12 protein-coding genes and 1 pseudogene are annotated in these 16,601 nt (G+C 41.3%); 7 read left to right on the forward strand and 6 right to left on the reverse strand.

All coding sequences use genetic code 11. The features are described from left to right. The 5 genes and pseudogenes from ABM313_RS18235 to ABM313_RS18255 all read left to right on the forward strand — a co-directional run bounded on the left by ABM313_RS18235 (position 1) and on the right by ABM313_RS18255 (position 7,285). A complete protein-coding gene (locus ABM313_RS18235) occupies positions 1-2,637 on the forward strand; it encodes an ATP-binding protein (RefSeq protein ID WP_434684575.1) in 2,637 nt (878 codons plus the stop codon). A gap of 212 nt (positions 2,638-2,849) precedes the next feature. Beyond that, positions 2,850-3,785: an IS110 family transposase gene (locus ABM313_RS18240; protein WP_434684175.1), complete on the forward strand. Its 936-nt coding sequence runs from the start codon at positions 2,850-2,852 to the stop codon at positions 3,783-3,785. Between the two features lie 166 nt (positions 3,786-3,951). Continuing rightward, positions 3,952-4,326: pseudogene (locus ABM313_RS18245) on the forward strand (response regulator); the annotation flags it as partial. 11 nt (positions 4,327-4,337) lie between these two features. Beyond that, positions 4,338-5,342 (forward strand): diguanylate cyclase domain-containing protein, encoded by a 1,005-nt coding sequence (locus ABM313_RS18250; RefSeq protein WP_434684576.1) that lies wholly within the window; start codon positions 4,338-4,340, stop codon positions 5,340-5,342. Between the two features lie 125 nt (positions 5,343-5,467). Then, entirely contained in the window at positions 5,468-7,285 is a 1,818-nt protein-coding gene (locus ABM313_RS18255; RefSeq protein WP_434684577.1) for an EAL domain-containing response regulator, read from the forward strand. Between the two features lie 80 nt (positions 7,286-7,365). Here the strand turns inward: ABM313_RS18255 and ABM313_RS18260 are convergent, their stop codons facing one another. From ABM313_RS18260 to ABM313_RS18285, 6 genes are all read right to left on the reverse strand, one after another. Next, positions 7,366-8,304: a ribonuclease Z gene (locus ABM313_RS18260; RefSeq protein ID WP_434684578.1), complete on the reverse strand. Its 939-nt coding sequence runs from the start codon at positions 8,302-8,304 to the stop codon at positions 7,366-7,368. A gap of 2 nt (positions 8,305-8,306) precedes the next feature. Next, complete coding sequence (locus tag ABM313_RS18265) at positions 8,307-8,867, reverse strand: OmpA family protein (protein ID WP_434684579.1); 561 nt, start codon at positions 8,865-8,867, stop codon at positions 8,307-8,309. A 2-nt stretch (positions 8,868-8,869) separates the two neighbouring features. Further along, positions 8,870-9,070 carry an NAD(P)H dehydrogenase subunit NdhS gene (locus ABM313_RS18270; RefSeq protein WP_094536372.1) on the reverse strand — a complete coding sequence of 67 codons (201 nt, stop codon included), beginning with the start codon at positions 9,068-9,070 and terminating at the stop codon, positions 8,870-8,872. Between the two features lie 111 nt (positions 9,071-9,181). After that, complete coding sequence (locus tag ABM313_RS18275; RefSeq protein ID WP_434684580.1) at positions 9,182-10,288, reverse strand: DnaJ domain-containing protein; 1,107 nt, start codon at positions 10,286-10,288, stop codon at positions 9,182-9,184. A 135-nt stretch (positions 10,289-10,423) separates the two neighbouring features. Continuing rightward, positions 10,424-11,395: a M56 family metallopeptidase gene (locus ABM313_RS18280; RefSeq protein WP_434684581.1), complete on the reverse strand. Its 972-nt coding sequence runs from the start codon at positions 11,393-11,395 to the stop codon at positions 10,424-10,426. Then, on the reverse strand, positions 11,313-11,741 hold the full coding sequence (locus ABM313_RS18285) for a BlaI/MecI/CopY family transcriptional regulator (RefSeq protein WP_434684582.1): 429 nt from the start codon (positions 11,739-11,741) through the stop codon (positions 11,313-11,315). The genes ABM313_RS18280 and ABM313_RS18285 overlap by 83 nt, the downstream gene beginning before the upstream one ends. Positions 11,742-12,189: 448 nt before the next feature. On the opposite strand from ABM313_RS18285, the gene ABM313_RS18290 reads away from it, so the two are divergent. Together ABM313_RS18290 and ABM313_RS18295 are read left to right on the forward strand one after the other, a co-directional pair. Next, positions 12,190-14,256, forward strand: coding sequence for a protein kinase domain-containing protein (locus ABM313_RS18290; protein ID WP_434684583.1), 2,067 nt, complete (start codon positions 12,190-12,192; stop codon positions 14,254-14,256). Between the two features lie 230 nt (positions 14,257-14,486). Continuing rightward, the gene (locus ABM313_RS18295; protein ID WP_434684584.1) at positions 14,487-16,601 is read left to right on the forward strand and encodes an ATP-binding protein; all 2,115 of its coding nucleotides are present in this window, start codon (positions 14,487-14,489) and stop codon (positions 16,599-16,601) included.

Below are 16,601 nucleotides of genomic sequence, written 5' to 3' on the forward strand. Positions count from 1 at the left end.
ATGAAAGGATTGTCAAGTTTTCCGATCTCTTTAAGAATTTCTATCCCTACAATCTTAATTTTTTGTGGGGGACTGTTGGGTTTAACTTCTTTTAATCAAGAAATTAATGAGGCTTATCAAAAGACAGAAGTTAACGCCCAAAATTATGTCCAAATTTCCGCAGGACAGACATCAAGAATCTTAGATTATTTGTATCGTAGGGCAGATATTGAAGATGCTGAAATTACGATTATTAGCCAGCTTGGCAGCGATCCCAATCTTAATTTGGTATTGTTGATTAACGATCGCGATGTTGTGCGTCTTTCTAATCGTTATGAATTAAGAAACGAACCAATTACCAAAACAAGCGGTGCGGCTTATGTCGAAAAGTTTGGGGAGGTACGCAAAAAATTATCGGGAGATGTGGTGATATCGGCGGATCGCTCGAAATTAATTGCGATGTATCCGATCATTTTGCCAGTGCAGCCCAATGAGCTTCAGTCTTCACGGGTGGGAGTTCTATTTTTTGAATATGATTTAACCCGTACCAAACAGATTGCGTTTAATGATGCATTAAGGCGATCGCTATTTTTTAGTGGCGGTTTAACAATCTTCTGCATAGGAATTTGGTTCTTTTTTGAAATCACACTCACAAGGCGAGTCTCGCGTTTAGTGGCGGTGAGCAATAGCCTCGCAGAAGGAAAACTAGACGAACGCGCAGGACTCACAGGCTCGGATGAATTATTGCAAATCTCGGTTGCCTTTGATCGCATGGCGGACAAAATTCAAGATAATGCCAATATCTTGCTTCGTCAAAATGCCGTGTTACAAGCCCAGCTTGAAGCCTCCATTGATGGGATTTCCATTGTTGATGAAAATCGCAATATCGTCTCTTACAATCAGCGTATTTGTGACCTCTGGCAAATCCCTGTCAATATTATTGAAACAGGGGACGATCGCCAATTTATGCAATGGGTATTGAGCAATCTAGTCGAACCCGAAGTATTTGGCGATAAAATCGAATACCTATACGAAAATCCCCAGAGCAGCAGCGTTGATGAAGTAGTGCTGAAGGATGGACATATTTTTGATTGTTATTCAACCAGTGTGAAGTCCTTAGCGGGAGATTTTTGCTATGGCAGAATTTGGTATTTTCGGAATATTACCGATCGCCGCAAAGCCGAAAAACTAATTCAACAACAAGCGGAAAGAGAAAGATTACTCAGGGAAATAACCCAAAGAATTCGCCAATCCCTAGATCTATTCACGATCTTTAACACTGCTACTAAAGAAGTTAGACAGTTTCTCAATGCCGATCGCGTAGGCGTGCTGAAATTCGATCCTAAATCTAATAATACCCAAGGCGAATTTGTATCTGAATCCTTAGTCGCAGGAGTTAACTCAATTGTGACGATTTCCATCAATGAACATTGCTTTGGCGAACAACATACCATCTACTACCAAAAGGGGCGAATCCAATCTTTAGATGATATTTATCAGGCAGATATCAAGGGATGTTATCGCAAACTCTTAGAAAGCTTTCAAATTCGGGCAAATCTGGTTGTGCCATTACTAAATGGCGAAGAGCTATGGGGACTGCTCTGTATCCATCAATGCCATGAGCCGCGAGCTTGGCAACAATCAGAAATTGAGTTTGTCCAACAAATTGCCAATCAATTAGCGATCGCCATTCAACAAGCAAATCTATTTGAACAAATTCAAAAAGAATTAACGGAAAGACAACAAGCCGAATCACGACTAACAGAAAGTAACCAGCAACTTGCTATCTCTAACAAAGAACTAGAGCGTGCTACAAGGCTTAAAGACGAATTTCTCGCCAACATGAGTCATGAATTACGAACTCCCCTCAATGCAATCTTAGGAATGTCTGAAGCTCTACAAGAGCAGATATTTGGCACAATCAATCAAGAGCAGAAAGAATCGATAGAAATAATTACCAGTAGCGGTAAACATCTATTGGAATTGATTAATGACATTCTTGATGTTGCCAAAATCGTTTCTGGGCAAGTAGAAATTGTCTGTTCACAAACATCGATCAATGAACTATGTCAATCGAGTTTGCCCTTTGTGAAGCAGCAAGCATTACGCAAACGCATTCATCTTGAATTAAAAATCGCACCTAATTTACCAGATATATTCATCGATGAGAGACGTATCCGCCAAGCTCTGATTAATCTGCTTAGTAATGCAATTAAGTTTACTCCCGAAAGAGGGCGGGTGACATTGACAGTTAGTCTCCACCAAAATCCCGCAAAAATTAAGGATAGCGCTCGAATGAAGGGGGGCGCAATGCGCCCCCCTTCATTCCCTCTCGATCACCAGCAAATTACGAGCGAAATTAGATTTGCCATAACTGATACAGGGATTGGCATCTCACCTGAAAATCTGCAAAAATTATTTCAACCCTTTATCCAAATTGACGGCGCTCTCAATCGTCAAAACTCAGGTACTGGACTGGGACTGGTGTTAGCTAAGAGCATTGCAGAGATGCATAACGGCACTGTAAGCGTAACCAGTGAGGTGGGTAAAGGTAGTTGTTTTACGATCGCACTTCCCTGCGAAAACAGAGCAGTTTCATCGCCTATATTTACCGATCAACCTTGTATCTTGAGAACAAGGCAACCCGACGCACCCTAGGTAGAAAATACCGATTTGTAGCAAGGGAGCCTGATATTTTAGAAAAGAGCGTGGCGAACCAGTTCCACCAAGGTGCTTGACACCGTTTAGTAGCCATCGGAGCCACGCTTTTATCCCAATGATACAAGCTCGAACAATCGCTGGAGGAATAACCTCGCATTCGCAAGGACGAGTTATCAAAGGGACACAATAACTCAGCCCCAGTATAACCAATGAACATAGAAAAAATATGGATAGGAATAGATGTCTGTAAAGATGCTCTAGATGTCTACGTGTTACCGCAAGGTCTAATCTTGCAACAGCCCAATACCGAAATCGGAGTGCAAACCCTAATCAAACAATTACAACCAATTTCACCGAGTTTGGTGGTAGTTGAATCAACAGGCGGATTAGAACGAACACTGGTCAGTGGCTTGCAAACTGCGATGATTCCAGTAGCGATCGCCAATCCACGCAAAGTTAAAGGCTTTGCCACTGCTTTGGGAAAAGCGAAGACAGACAAACTTGATGCTGAAGTGATTGCTCGTTTTGCTCAAGCTGTACAACCTCAACCTCAAGCAATGGTCGATGCTCAGTCTCAACAATTGAGCGATCTCGTGCGTCGTCGTCAGCAGTTAGTGGAGATGCAGATAGCAGAGAAAAATCGTCTCTGCCGTGCTTCCAACACTGTTGAATCTGATATCCGCGATCATAGCGAACAGATCCAGAAACGGATTGAATCCCTTGACGAGCAAATTCAGACTCTGGCGCAACAGCAAAGTGATTGGCAAAGGAAACGGGAGATTTTGTGTTCTGCCAAAGGCATTGGCAAGGTCACATCAGCGCTTTGTTTGGCAGAATTACCTGAACTAGGAAAACTCTCTGACAAACAGATTGCTCGCTTAGTTGGTGTTGCTCCGATCAATCACGATAGTGGTAAACACAAAGGCAAGCGGATGATTCAGGGAGGTCGCACATCGATTCGCTGTGGCTTGTACATGGCAACTTTAGTGGCGATTCGACATAACCCAGTAATTCATGATTTTTATGAACGTCTGCTAGCAAATGGAAAGCTGAAAAAGGTTGCCTTAGTTGCCTGTATGCGAAAACTTCTGGTTATTCTCAATGCCATGATCCGCGATAACAAAACTTGGCAAGCTCCTACTTAGTTGAATGCTTGTACAATCTAATCAAGGACAAAAACGGATACACATTACCGTAATTTTGTCGTGCATATTTGGAATTTAGATTTTTTCTCCTTTCCTCTTGACTTTCAAGACAATCGCTACAAATCCTTTAGAACCAAGTCCTGACTATGGTATTTCTGAGGATCTGCCCACAATATTACTCGCGGAAGATAATCAAGCCAATAAGCTGACAATCTCTAGATATCTTAAAGCCAAAGGCTATCAACTACTATTTGCCGAAGATGGTCGAGAGGCGATCGATATTGCAACATCAAAGCGACCTGATTTAATTTTAATGGATATTCAAATGCCAAACATTGACGGGCTAGAGGCTATCAAAATCATTCGTGGTAATAATATTCCTGAATTAGCGAACATTCCCATTATTGCCTTAACTGCTTTAGCAATGACAGGCGATCGCGAGCGATGTATAGAATCTGGGGCAAATGAATATTTAACTAAACCCATCAAACTCAATCACCTAGCCACGACAATCAAACAAATTTTAGCCCAAAAGCAATAATCTAAAAATCAATGAATAACCGATCTATTTTAATTGTTGATGATGAGTCGCGTAACTTTGATGTTATTGAGGCATTCTTGAATGAATATGACTATGAATTAAATTATGCTTCTAGTGGACAGGAAGCACTCGAATCTTTAGAAATCTTAGAAGAAATAGATTTGATTTTACTAGATGTGATGATGCCTGATATGGATGGTATCGAAGTTTGCGAACGCATCAAAGCCATTCCCAAATACAGACCAATTCCTATCATTATGGTCACGGCTCTAACCGCCAAAGCAGATCTTGCTAAATGCTTAAACGCAGGGGCTGATGATTTTATTAGCAAACCTGTTAATGATCTTGAACTACGGGCTAGAGTACAATCAATGTTGAGGCTGAAACAACAATATGATGCTTTGCAAGTATCCCTCGATCGCCTGTTAGTCTTAGAAGCAGAAAAGAGAGAGTTATTAGAAAATCGTAATGCCGAACTAGAGCGACAAACCGAAGAAGCCCATCTTCGAGCCAACACCGATGGCTTAACTCAGGTATTTAATCGCCGTTGTTTTGACGATCGCCTACAGAAAGAATGGCGACGGGTAATGAGAGATCAAACATGTCTTTCCATTATTTTGATCGACATTGATTATTTCAAATGTTATAACGACTTCTACGGGCATCTCTCTGGCGATGACTGCTTGATCCGAGTTGCCCAAACTGCTGCCAAACAAATCAAACGCCCTGACGATCTATTTGCTCGCTATGGAGGAGAAGAATTTGTAGTACTGTTGCCCAATACAAATATAGATGGGGCGATCTTAATTGCTGAGTCCATCCAACAGGCGATCCGCAACCTAAATATTCCTCACAAAGATTCTCAAGTCAGTGAAATTATCACGATTAGCATGGGCATTGCTGGCTTGATTCCTACTTCGGATAAATCACCAGAACATCTAGTTGCCCTGTCTGACAAGGCACTTTATGGAGCTAAGGAGCAAGGTCGCGATCGATATGTGGTAGGAATTCCATGATATTTATCGTTGATATTTATCATTGAATAGTTAGCTAAACTCGTCAAACTCAATCAACTAGGAAATACAATCAAACAAGTTTTAGTCCAATAATCATCTCGTAATCCATAACAATCTCGTAATCCATGTCGAATCCATCCATTCTAATAGTTGATGATGAGCCGCGTAACTTTGATGTTATAGAGGCATTCTTGAATGAATATGACTATGAGTTAAATTATGCCTCTAGTGGACAGGAAGCGCTCAAATCCTTAGAAATCATAGAAATAGATTTGATTTTACTAGATGTGATGATGCCCGATATGGATGGTATCGAAGTCTGCGAACGGATCAAAGCTATTCCCAAATATAGACCGATTCCCATCATTATGGTCACAGCCTTAACCGCCAAAGAAGATCTTGCTAAATGCTTAAATGCAGGAGCCGTTGACTTTATTAGCAAGCCTGTTCATGCTCTTGAACTGCGGGCTAGAATGCAATCAATGCTCAGTCTGAAACAACAATATGATGCTTTGCAAATATCCCTTGAGCGCCAGTCAGTTTTAGAAGCAGAAAAGAGAGAGCTATTAGAAAATCGTAATATTGAATTAGAAAAGCAAGTATATGCCCGAACTGCTGCCTTGAAAGTTGCGTCAGATTTGATTACCCATAATGCGCTGCACGATCCCCTTACCGATTTACCCAATCGTAGGTTTCTATTAGATCGGATCGATCAATCGATTAAGCGATCGCAACAATTAGATTCCTATAATTACGCAATTTTGTTTCTAGATTTAGATCAATTTAAAGTCGTCAATGATAGTTTGGGGCATATCATTGGCGATCAACTGCTAATTAGTATTGCTGAGAAATTAAAAGCTCATTTGGAGGATGTTTATTTAGTAGCTCGATTTGGTGGTGATGAGTTTGTCATTTTGTTAGAATATATCTCTAATATTGATGAAGTAATTAAGATTACAGAACAGATTTTAAAGGCTTTTCAATTACCATTAATTTTGAATGGTGGAGAAATTTTTATTAATGTCAGTATAGGCATTGTCTTAGGAAATAAAAATTATCATCAAGCTGCCGATCTGCTCCGTGATTCCGATCTCGCTATGTACAAAGCGAAGGCACAGGGAAGCAATTCCTACAAGATTTTTGATACCAACATGCATAATCAGGCGATTAAGCGACTGACTCTAGAAACAGATTTACGTAATGAGATCAATCGCCAAGAGTTTATAGTTTATTATCAGCCAATTATGGATATTCTTAATGGCGATCGTTTAATTGGTTTTGAAGCCTTAGTTCGTTGGCAACATCCAACAATCGGCTTGGTTTCTCCAGTAGATTTTGTGACGATTGCTGAAGAAACTGGAGCAATTGTCGCTCTTGATAGTTGGATGTTTTACGAAGCTTGTAAGCAACTCGCCCAATGGCAGGCAAAATATACGAGTTCTCCTGCCCTAAAAATGAGCATCAATCTATCGGTACAGAATATTCGCAATCCCAACCTATTAACAGATATAGATCGCATATTGGCTGAGACAGGGCTAGATGGAAGATCGATCTCTTTAGAAATTACTGAAAGTATTTTAATTGCTGATATTGAAAAAACAATCGATCTACTCACTCAAATTAAAGCCAGAAATATCCAAGTGAGTATTGATGATTTTGGCACTGGATATTCATCGCTAAATTATATCCATCGTTTACCCGTGGATTACTTGAAAATTGACCGCTCCTTTATCAATCAAATGCAAGAAGGAAGCAGTAATTGCCAAATCGTGCGTACCATAATCGCTTTGAGCAATCAACTAGGATTAGCTGTTGTCGCTGAAGGTATTGAGACACTAGAGCAGCTACAAATTTTGAGGGACTTAAAATGCGAATTTGGTCAAGGTTATTTATTCTCCAAGCCTTTACCCGTGAAAGAAATTGAAGCAAAATTTATGATCTAATTTATGGTCTAATAGTTGTTGCCTATTGGTAAGATGAATAAAGTCCACTCTACTAATCCTTACATCAACTCACATCAGTACTAAGCAAGATGAGAAGGAGCGATTTCGTAAGTCATGAAGTCATAGGCAGGAATCGTATTCGCAAAAATCATTCTCGCTTCATTAACTAAATCTTCTAAAAGAATGGGATTACCAGGGGAATAGCGTGGACTGAAATGAGTCATGATTAATTGCTTTACATTCGCCAATAGCGCTACTTGAGCCGCCATCGTACTAGTAGAATGCAACCGCTGAAAAGCCATATCAGAATCTTGATGAGCAAACGTTGTCTCATGGATTAGGACATCTGCATTTTGAGCTAATTCCACTGAACTATCGCAAAAAATTGTATCCGTACAGTAGGCAATCTTCCGCCCGATCTGGGGAGCGCCACAAAATTCCTTGCCATCTATTTTACGCCCATCGGGAAGCGTCACTGTTTTACCTTGCTTCAGTTCTCCAAAAACTGGACCTGGGGGAATATTCATGGAGATCGCCTTATCGACATCAAACTTACCAGCGCGATCGCGTTCCACCAAACGATAACCATGAGCTGTCACCTTATGTTTGAGCGGAGCCGCCATCATATAAAATTCTGAATCTTCGCAAACTAGTCCCGTCTTCACCTTATGCACTTTGATCGAATAGGAGAGGCGTGTCTCGCTATAGCGCAAACAAGCATCAAGGTAGTCACCTAAGCCTGATGGTCCATAAATATCAATATGGCTGACATTCCCTGCCATGCCACAACTAGCCAGCAACCCTGGTAAACCAAAAATATGATCACCATGCATATGCGTGACAAAGATCTTGGTAATTTGGCTAATTTTTACATCACTTCGCAGTAACTGGTGTTGAGTTGCCTCACCACAATCGAGCAGCCAAACTTCGGCACGCTGAGGTAAACGCACTGCCACACTAGAGACATTGCGCCCACGTGTAGGCACACCCGAACTAGTACCAAGAAAGGTGATTTGCATATCTAGTCATCTACAAAAATCTCGATGCGGCGGTTACTTTTGCCATTGCTATCAGCAGCACTACTAGCCAAAGGACGACTAGCACCATAGCCAACCACCATCCAATAATAGTTCTGTTCGCCGCGTAGTCTTGCCAAATAGTCCTTAACTGCTGTAGCTCGTAAATATGAAAGAGTTAGCTCATCCCCTGCACTACTCAAATCCATATGACCATTAATCCTGACTCTCTTGCCCGTTGCTAATGGCAATTGAGCTGCAACTTCATCAAGTAACCGAAAACTTTCTGGACGAATACTTGACTTGTCCACATCAAACAACGCATCAGAAGAAAGGGTAAATTGCTGTTTTTTATAATTTAAAAAGTTAAAGGAGGGTTGCCATACTAAATCTGGTCGCGTGAGTGCGATCACTAAGCCAATGCTCGTACCTGCGATCGCACTCACACCCAGAACCAAGCTACGAACGATCAATTTCGCAGCAAAGCTACCCACCTGATTAAAATCACCAGAGGGTTTGCCCGAAGATTTACCTATTGACTTATCTGGAGTCGGTAAATTTGACACAATTATTTCTTCTTCGCTTTAGAGCTAACAGTTGTATCAATCAGTTCTAACTCAGTAGCACGAAACGAAACGATCTTTTCCCAGTTTCCACCACCAAAAATCACGGCAACACGACCATCGGTTACCCGTTGCACTTGTCCCTGAAACCCGTAATAGGTATCACCTTCATTGATAACCCGCACCGCAGAACCTGGAAAAATGATTGGCTGCATACTCTCTCAAAACTCCTTACTATGGTTTTAACTAGGTTCATTCTATATCTTTTGCCGACGCTCTGTGTATTGTTGCGATCGCGACTACCCATCAACTCATCTCTATTTACGTGAGTCATCACGATCATCCGATGAAGTCCATCCGAGCAGGTTAGACAGCCAGCCGCGTTTTTGTGGTGGTGGAAGCGTTGTTTTTTGGGTACTTGGAGGATTGGGCTTCGGTTCACTTTTACTATTGTCTTTAGTATTAGTTTGGCTAGGATTGGGATTATTCAGCTCTTTAATATGCTTGAGTGCTAATGGCTCTTGAGGATTAATCTGAAGCGCTCGCTGCAAGCTAACTTTTGCCATTTGTGGTTGATTGATATTTTTATACACCACACCCAGCATGGCGTGACACTTACTATTGTTCTTATCAAGTTGCAAGATCTCACGTAAGTCCTTGATCGCTGATTTCCAATCACCTTGACTAATATAGATTTCACAGATTTTCAGGCGATCGCCGATTGCGCTAGTATCACGCTCCTCAATTCTGGTTTGAATTATCGTTTCGTCGGGGTCAGCTTTACGATTAATAGGCGGCTGATAACTTGTGTATTGAGGAGCCTGGGGATAACTAGTTTTGGGGGCTGAAGTAGGATAGGGCGGTGAATAAGGCCTGGGGTTTTTGATGGGTGACATGGGCATCAGCACTGGTGGCATATTGTCTGCACCATAGTAATAGCCTTCTTTATAGAGAATATAAACCAGATTTAGTTCACTGATTTGGGCGGTATATTCCAGAATAGTTTTGATTGATTGATACTGTACTTGCGCGATCTTGGAAACTGAGCGCTCGTAAAGACCATCATTGGGAGCCATCATTAACTCACAGGCGATCGCCGAATGAATCGGGACATTGCGCGATTTTTGCATTAACCGTTTAGCAAGCAACTTAAAGATGCCCTGATAAGCTTTACGCTCTTCCTCCCTCATCAGAACGTTATAGGCTGGATTAACCAGTTTTGCTAGATATTGTGTAGCAATTTCCTTTTCTTCGCCCGAAAAGCCATAAACATCAGGATGGAGTATGCGAGCAATACTCAAATAGACATGGCGAATGTAAACAGGACTGCTAATGATTGGCAAGCCCAGTGCGGCGTAGTAGTCATGATTGAACTGACTAATGCCTCGATCAACGCGGATAAACTGGGGCTTGGGCTGATTCATGTTTACTCGCTCTGCTCATGGTCAGATGATGATGGCGACTTGATTTATCGAGATTTATTTAATACTTATACCAATAAAACCAAAAAGTAGAGAGAGCCTTTCATGCCCTCTCTACTTTTTGATTTAACAGTAAATTTAATAATGCAATGGCAATACAGTAAGCGGTAACAGGGAAAAGCCAATCCAAAAGAGTGATCGCCAAGAAAATTGTGGTAATGGTTCAGGCTCGGCAAGTAAAAAACTCACCCGTTCTTCTAGGCGATTGTCTGTATTCGTCGCCCCAAAAGCGGCGGCAAAAGTTGGGGTTGAGTGCATATTGCTGCTAACCATGGCAAGTAATGACTCAGCGATTAATAAACCATCTGTATATTGAGCCGCCCAGCGATCGGCGCGAAGTTCTCGCAACAGTAGCAACTCTTCCCATAAAGCTTGTGTATTTGGCAACCAAGGCATCACTTGACGTAAGCAACCAAGCCAGAAAAACCAGAATGTATCGCGGTAGTGGGCATGGGCGCGTTCATGCCATAAAACTGCTTCCAGATGATCGGCATCAAGGGTATCCAGTAAACCTTGGCTCACAAAAAGTTGCGATCGCCAAAACCCAATTTGAGCGGCAAATAGCATCGGCATATTTAGCAAGCGGATCGGTTGATTAACCGAGTTAGCATCCTCAAAATCGGTAACCATCTCTTGCAGTTTTTGTAAAGATTGCCAGCCACTCCAAGCAAGTTGCCCACTCCGAACCATGCTGTAAATCAAAAATATTAAGGCGATCGCATAGCTGAGTCGTCCTGCTTGCAAGCCGATCATTTGACCTTCGGCTCCCATACATAGCACAGCGATCGCGGTCATCACGACTAGTAATGGCGGCAGCACAAAGCATACTAGCGCTTTCTGCCAACGCATCTGCCAACTTGCAGGGTAAGTAACATCATTGCTATTTTGCCAACCATAGCGCAGCCCCCATGCAAGGCAGAGAGAGCCAAACAGCATCACAAAATGTATAGAGAAAAAGGGCATGGGCTTAACCTTCTTGTGATTGTTCTCTCGATTGACGGATGTTTTTAAGACGGACAGCGATCGCTTCAAGCTTGTCCATACTGGCATGATCAAGATCATTGGCAAAAGCAGCAACAATATCTGCATCACCCACTTCTAAAAAGCGATTGAGTTGGTGATAGGCTTCCAGTGCTTGTGCCTCTTCACGGGAAATTAGTGCTTGCCAATAAAGCGCTCGCCCCTCTTTTTCACAATGAATCCAGCCCTTCTGCTCTAGTCGGCGCAGTACCGTCATCACTGAGCCATAGGCTAGCTCGCGATCGGGATCAGCCAAGATGCGATCGTGAATATCTGTTGCACCTAGCCTTGTATTATCCCAAATAATATTGAGGATTTCTGACTCTAAACGTCCTAAAGATAGTTGTTTAGGGCGATATTTCGGTAAAGGGGTCATAGCGTCTTAAACTTGCACTTTAGCTATCACTATACTGCTTTAAGCTAGCGCAAAGCTGTGCTTAGTAAACCTTTAGAATTTAGGAGGCGGTGCTTCGCACCACCTCCTAAATTCTAAAGATTTGAGCGCAAAGAGCCGTAAGACTGGTGACAGCCATAGAGTGAGGCGGTGCAAAGCACCGCCTCACTCTATTTGGACTAAGAATAGCGACAGCTATAACTTGTATGGCAAGATTGTAATTAACTGATGTTACGTTGAACTTAGATGATGAATCTCTTGTTGCTAGCATGATAGGGCAACCACGGAGGGATTGCCCCCTAATAATTTAGATTTTGTAGGGGCTGCGCCCCCGTACCAGCCCTAGACTTAGATGATTGTAGGAATTCCATCCACGTAACAGCAGTAATTAAGTCCAAGACATCCACAGAAATAGTTTAAGAAATAGGTTATGAGTCTTACAACTGGGCAAATAGTCGGTGGGCATTACGAAGTTACGACACGTTTGGGTGGCGGTGGATTTGGTGAAACCTATCTTTCACGGGACTTACACCTGCCCGATCGCCCAATCAGAGTCATTAAAAGACTAAGTCCGCACATCAAAGAAAAGAGTGTCCTGCAACTATCACGACGACTATTTGAAACTGAAGCTCAAGTTCTCTATCGACTCGGAACTCATCCCCAAATCCCCCAACTATTTGCTCACTTTGAAGAATTATCAGAATTTTACTTAGTTCAAGAATATATTGATGGCAAAGATCTGAGTCATGAACTACCGCGAGGCAAGATTTGGGAACAGTTTGTAGTTGCAGATTTATTACAAAATCTTTTAACTGTCCTCAGTTTTGTCCATCGCAACAATGTAATTCATCGTGACATTAAGCCTGAAAATATCATTCGTCGTCGTGATGGACAGCTTTTTTTAATTGATTTTGGTGTGGTGAAGCAAATCGTTACACCCACAGCAATATTGGAGGGACAATCAGATAATGATGGCTATACGGTGGGAATTGGGACTCCAGGATATATGCCCAGCGAGCAGGCGCATGGCGAACCTAAATTTGCGAGTGACATTTATGCGATCGGAATGCTTGGTGTCCAAGCACTGACAGGTATCCCACCCAGTCAACTGATGAAGGATGAGAACTTAGAAATAGTGTGGCGTGCATCGGCTCCAAAAGTCTATCCCGAATTTGCGGATATTCTTACACGAATGGTCAAGTTTGATTTTCGGCAACGTTATCCTAGTGCGGAAGTAGCCTATGAGGAGATCAAAGAATTTATCGATCGCTATCCAAGTTCTCAGGTCAATCACAGTTTGCCAACGGTACTGCTCAGTGAAGAGGTATCTCAAGCCAGAAGTCACAGAAGCTATGCTAACAATGTGACTGTGCGCGATCGCCACTCAGCCCAGAAGCAAGAAGTATCTAAATCAGGTATTTGGGAATATTTTCAACCTTGGCACTTGGGCTTAGGAATCATTACTCTAGGCGCGATCATAATCACGGCTCTAGTTCTCATGTTTGGCTATTCTAGACCAACAAATTCTAACAGCAGTCCTAACGAGTCTTTAGAAAAAGCAGGGCTATCAGAATCTCCAACTAATTCGACTAATTCATCGAATATAGGTTCATCCTCAGTCAGAGAATTTACAATCGATGGCGCAAAGGATGCAATTTATGGGGTTACGATTAGTCCTGATAGTAAAATCTTAGCAGGGGCAAACTCAGAGCGAACAATTGAGCTATGGGACTTACAAACCAATAAAAGATTGCGGACTCTTAAAGGACATACAGGAAGGGTCTATGATGTGAACTTTAGTCCCGATGGTAAGCGTTTAGTTAGTGGCAGTGACGATCGCAAAGTGATTGTTTGGGAAGTAGCCACAGGGAAAGTTCTCTATACGTTAGAAGGACATCAAGAACGGATATATACTGCCATCTTCAGTCCTGATGGGAAGATAATCGCTAGTTCTGGTGGCGATCGCACTATTCGTTTATGGAATGCAGAAACTGGTAAGCCCATCAGCACAATCTCTGAAAAATCTTGGGTTTATGATGTTTCATTTACGCCTGATAGTAAAGTCTTAGCAAGCGGCAGCAAAGATGGGGCAATTCGCTTATGGAATGTGGAGACAGGAAAAGTCCTCAAAACCTTAGTGGAAAATGGCAGTGCGGTGCGCTCAATTGTCTATAGTAATGATGGTAAAAATCTTGCTAGTGCAATGGAAGATAATACTATCCGTTTATGGGATGGAGTGACGGGACAGTTAAAGGAAGTTCTCACAGGACATAATGGAGAAGTACATACGCTTGCCTTCAGTAGTGACGGGCGTATGCTAGCTAGTGGCAGTGCTGATAAGACTATTCGGATTTGGTTTTTAAAAAACAAGCGATCGCCTCAAGTTTTGTCAGAGCATGAGCGTGGTGTGTCATCGGTTGGATTTAGTACTGATCAAAAAATGTTGATCAGTGGCAGTCTTGATGGCAAAGTAAAAGTTTGGACGTTGGCGAATTAAATATACAACTTCAGTAAAGCCAAAAAACTATGGCGTTAATAAATATATAAATATACTTGACACATCGTCATGCTATAAATCTTTTTTCCATAAGAGAAGGGGGAGAAAGAATATATTTATTGTCCTCAAAAATTGGAGTCTAAGAGGTAATTAATTGCTGACTTAAAATTCATATATCTATATATATAAAGATGCTGCTAAAATCAATGAGTAGAAAGTTGGAGAAAAATATGGTACTAAATGCCCCATTACAAAATAACTACGTAATGAAAATTTCACGACTAACTGTAGATAAACTGGGAGTTAAACTATATGATCGGGTAGCAGCAGTGATCGCAGAATTAGTTTCTAATAGCTTTGATGCTGATGCAACTGAGGTAAAAATTAAAGCCCCAATGAATTTATATCTTGCAACTAAACAAGGTAATGAGCTAGTTGACTGTGGTTATGAAATCGAGGTCGAAGATAATGGAATTGGGATGACTCCAGAAGAAATTAATAAATTTTATCTCCGTATTGGATCAGAAAGACGTAATGACGAGCGCGGTGACTTATCTCGCAAGTTTAATAGAAAGGTTATGGGGCGCAAAGGAGTAGGTAAATTGGCACCCTTTGGTATTTGCCAAAAAATTGAGATTTTGACTTCAGGGGGAGAAAAAACTACTGGAAAAAACAAAGAAGGTCAAGAAGTTGAAGGGTACTTGACCGCTCATCTTACTCTTGATGCTTCTGCAATTCTGCAAGATCATGACGAGGATTATCGTCCAGAGATCGGCATATTGGATGGAACTATTAGAGAGAAAACAGGGACTTCACTGAAGTTGTCAAAATTTATTCAGAGAAAAGTTCCAGATATCGAAGTTCTCGTTCATCAGCTATCCCATCGTTTTGGCAGAAGTATAGCTTTACCAGACTGGGAAGTAACTCTAATAGATTCAACGAAAACTGATAGCGATCCAAATTACTCCAGAAAGCTTGGTTCGTTTGATATAGATAAGATGGAAAATACAGAAATCTGCTTTAATGCTGATGGAAATGCGGTTTCATCAGATGGGAATATTTTCCCAGACTTGAAAGCTGGATTTGAATACGAAGGAAAATTTTATAGTATTACTGGCTGGGCTGCATACTCTAAAAAGCCTCACAAGGATGATTTATCAGAAGGAATTCGTATTTATTGCAGAGGAAAAATAGCTGGTCAGACTACTGTTTTTAACAGGGGAGCAAGCTTTTCGGGTGAGTTAAGTATTCGTTCTTATCTTATTGGAGAACTAAATGCAGATTGGCTAGACGAAGAAGAGGATCTTATTCAAACTGATAGACGTGACATCTTATGGTCTCACGATCTAGGGCAAGAATTTGAGAAATGGGGTCTTGGCTTACTTAAAAAAATAGGTAATATGTCACGTGATCCTCTAAAGAAAAAAACTTGGGATGTTTTTAAAGAAACGTCAAATATCGAAGAGAAAATTGATCAAGCTTTTCCGCGAGATAATCAAAAAGTAATTCGTGAACAGGCTATTGAATTCGCTGAATTGATAGGTAAGAAAATGAGGATGGAAGAAGCAGAATCTCCTGAGCGAACGGAAGATATTGTTCAGCTAAGTTTAATGTTTGCACCTCATGTAACTCTAGACAAGGCACTAAGAGAAGCTGGTGAGGTTGAAGGAACATCTGTGAGTGTAATTACTGAAATCCTTAAAGTGGCTAGGTTAGCTGAGTTGTCTTCTTTTGGCAGAATTGCAGATGATAGAGTAAAAGTAATAAATAAGGTTGAAACTCTTAAAGATAATGCTGATACACTTGAAGCTGTATTCCAAAGTTTGATCACAGAGGCTCCTTGGCTTATCGATCCGCAGTGGTCTCCACTTACTTCTAATCAATCATTCTCAACTTTAAAAAAAGAATTTCAGAAATACTACAGAGAGGAGACTGGAGACAATATTGAACTTGAGAACTTTAGCGATCCCAACAAGAGAACAGATTTTGTTCTTGCTAGTCATGACAATGTCATTCAAATTATAGAGATAAAGAGACCAAAACATGAGTTTGATGACAGTGAGATGATACGACTTGAGAAGTACGCCGATTTGATGGAAGGGTTTCTTAATACGCCCGCAAACTCAGAATTCAAGAAGGTTTTCACTGATTATCATATTACTCTTGTATGCGATTACAAAAAGTTAACTGGCAACAATAAAAGATCTTTTGACTACTTCACAAAAGAAGGGAAGCTAACATACATGAATTGGGCAAATTTTTTACTACGCACCCGAAAAATGCATCAGGATTTTTTGAATGAAGCCCAAAGACAAAAACAAGATGCTGCTGGAGAAGTTGAATAA

It is taken from the genome of Pseudanabaena minima str. Chao 2107, assembly GCF_051131155.1.
GTDB classification, from domain to species: Bacteria; Cyanobacteriota; Cyanobacteriia; order Pseudanabaenales; family Pseudanabaenaceae; genus Pseudanabaena; species Pseudanabaena minima.

Bases quoted from the DNA above. Each gene is read 5' to 3' on its own strand.
- ABM313_RS18275 (WP_434684580.1), bottom strand. From the start codon at position 10,288: ATGAATCAGCCCAAGCCCCAGTTTATCCGCGTTGATCGAGGCATTAGT.
- ABM313_RS18290 (WP_434684583.1), top strand. From the start codon at position 12,190: ATGAGTCTTACAACTGGGCAAATAGTCGGTGGGCATTACGAAGTTACG.
- ABM313_RS18235 (WP_434684575.1), top strand. From the start codon at position 1: ATGAAAGGATTGTCAAGTTTTCCGATCTCTTTAAGAATTTCTATCCCT.
- ABM313_RS18255 (WP_434684577.1), top strand. From the start codon at position 5,468: ATGTCGAATCCATCCATTCTAATAGTTGATGATGAGCCGCGTAACTTT.
- ABM313_RS18250 (WP_434684576.1), top strand. From the start codon at position 4,338: ATGAATAACCGATCTATTTTAATTGTTGATGATGAGTCGCGTAACTTT.
- ABM313_RS18295 (WP_434684584.1), top strand. From the start codon at position 14,487: ATGGTACTAAATGCCCCATTACAAAATAACTACGTAATGAAAATTTCA.
- ABM313_RS18260 (WP_434684578.1), bottom strand. From the start codon at position 8,304: ATGCAAATCACCTTTCTTGGTACTAGTTCGGGTGTGCCTACACGTGGG.
- ABM313_RS18240 (WP_434684175.1), top strand. From the start codon at position 2,850: ATGAACATAGAAAAAATATGGATAGGAATAGATGTCTGTAAAGATGCT.
- ABM313_RS18280 (WP_434684581.1), bottom strand. From the start codon at position 11,395: ATGCCAGTATGGACAAGCTTGAAGCGATCGCTGTCCGTCTTAAAAACA.
- ABM313_RS18285 (WP_434684582.1), bottom strand. From the start codon at position 11,741: ATGACCCCTTTACCGAAATATCGCCCTAAACAACTATCTTTAGGACGT.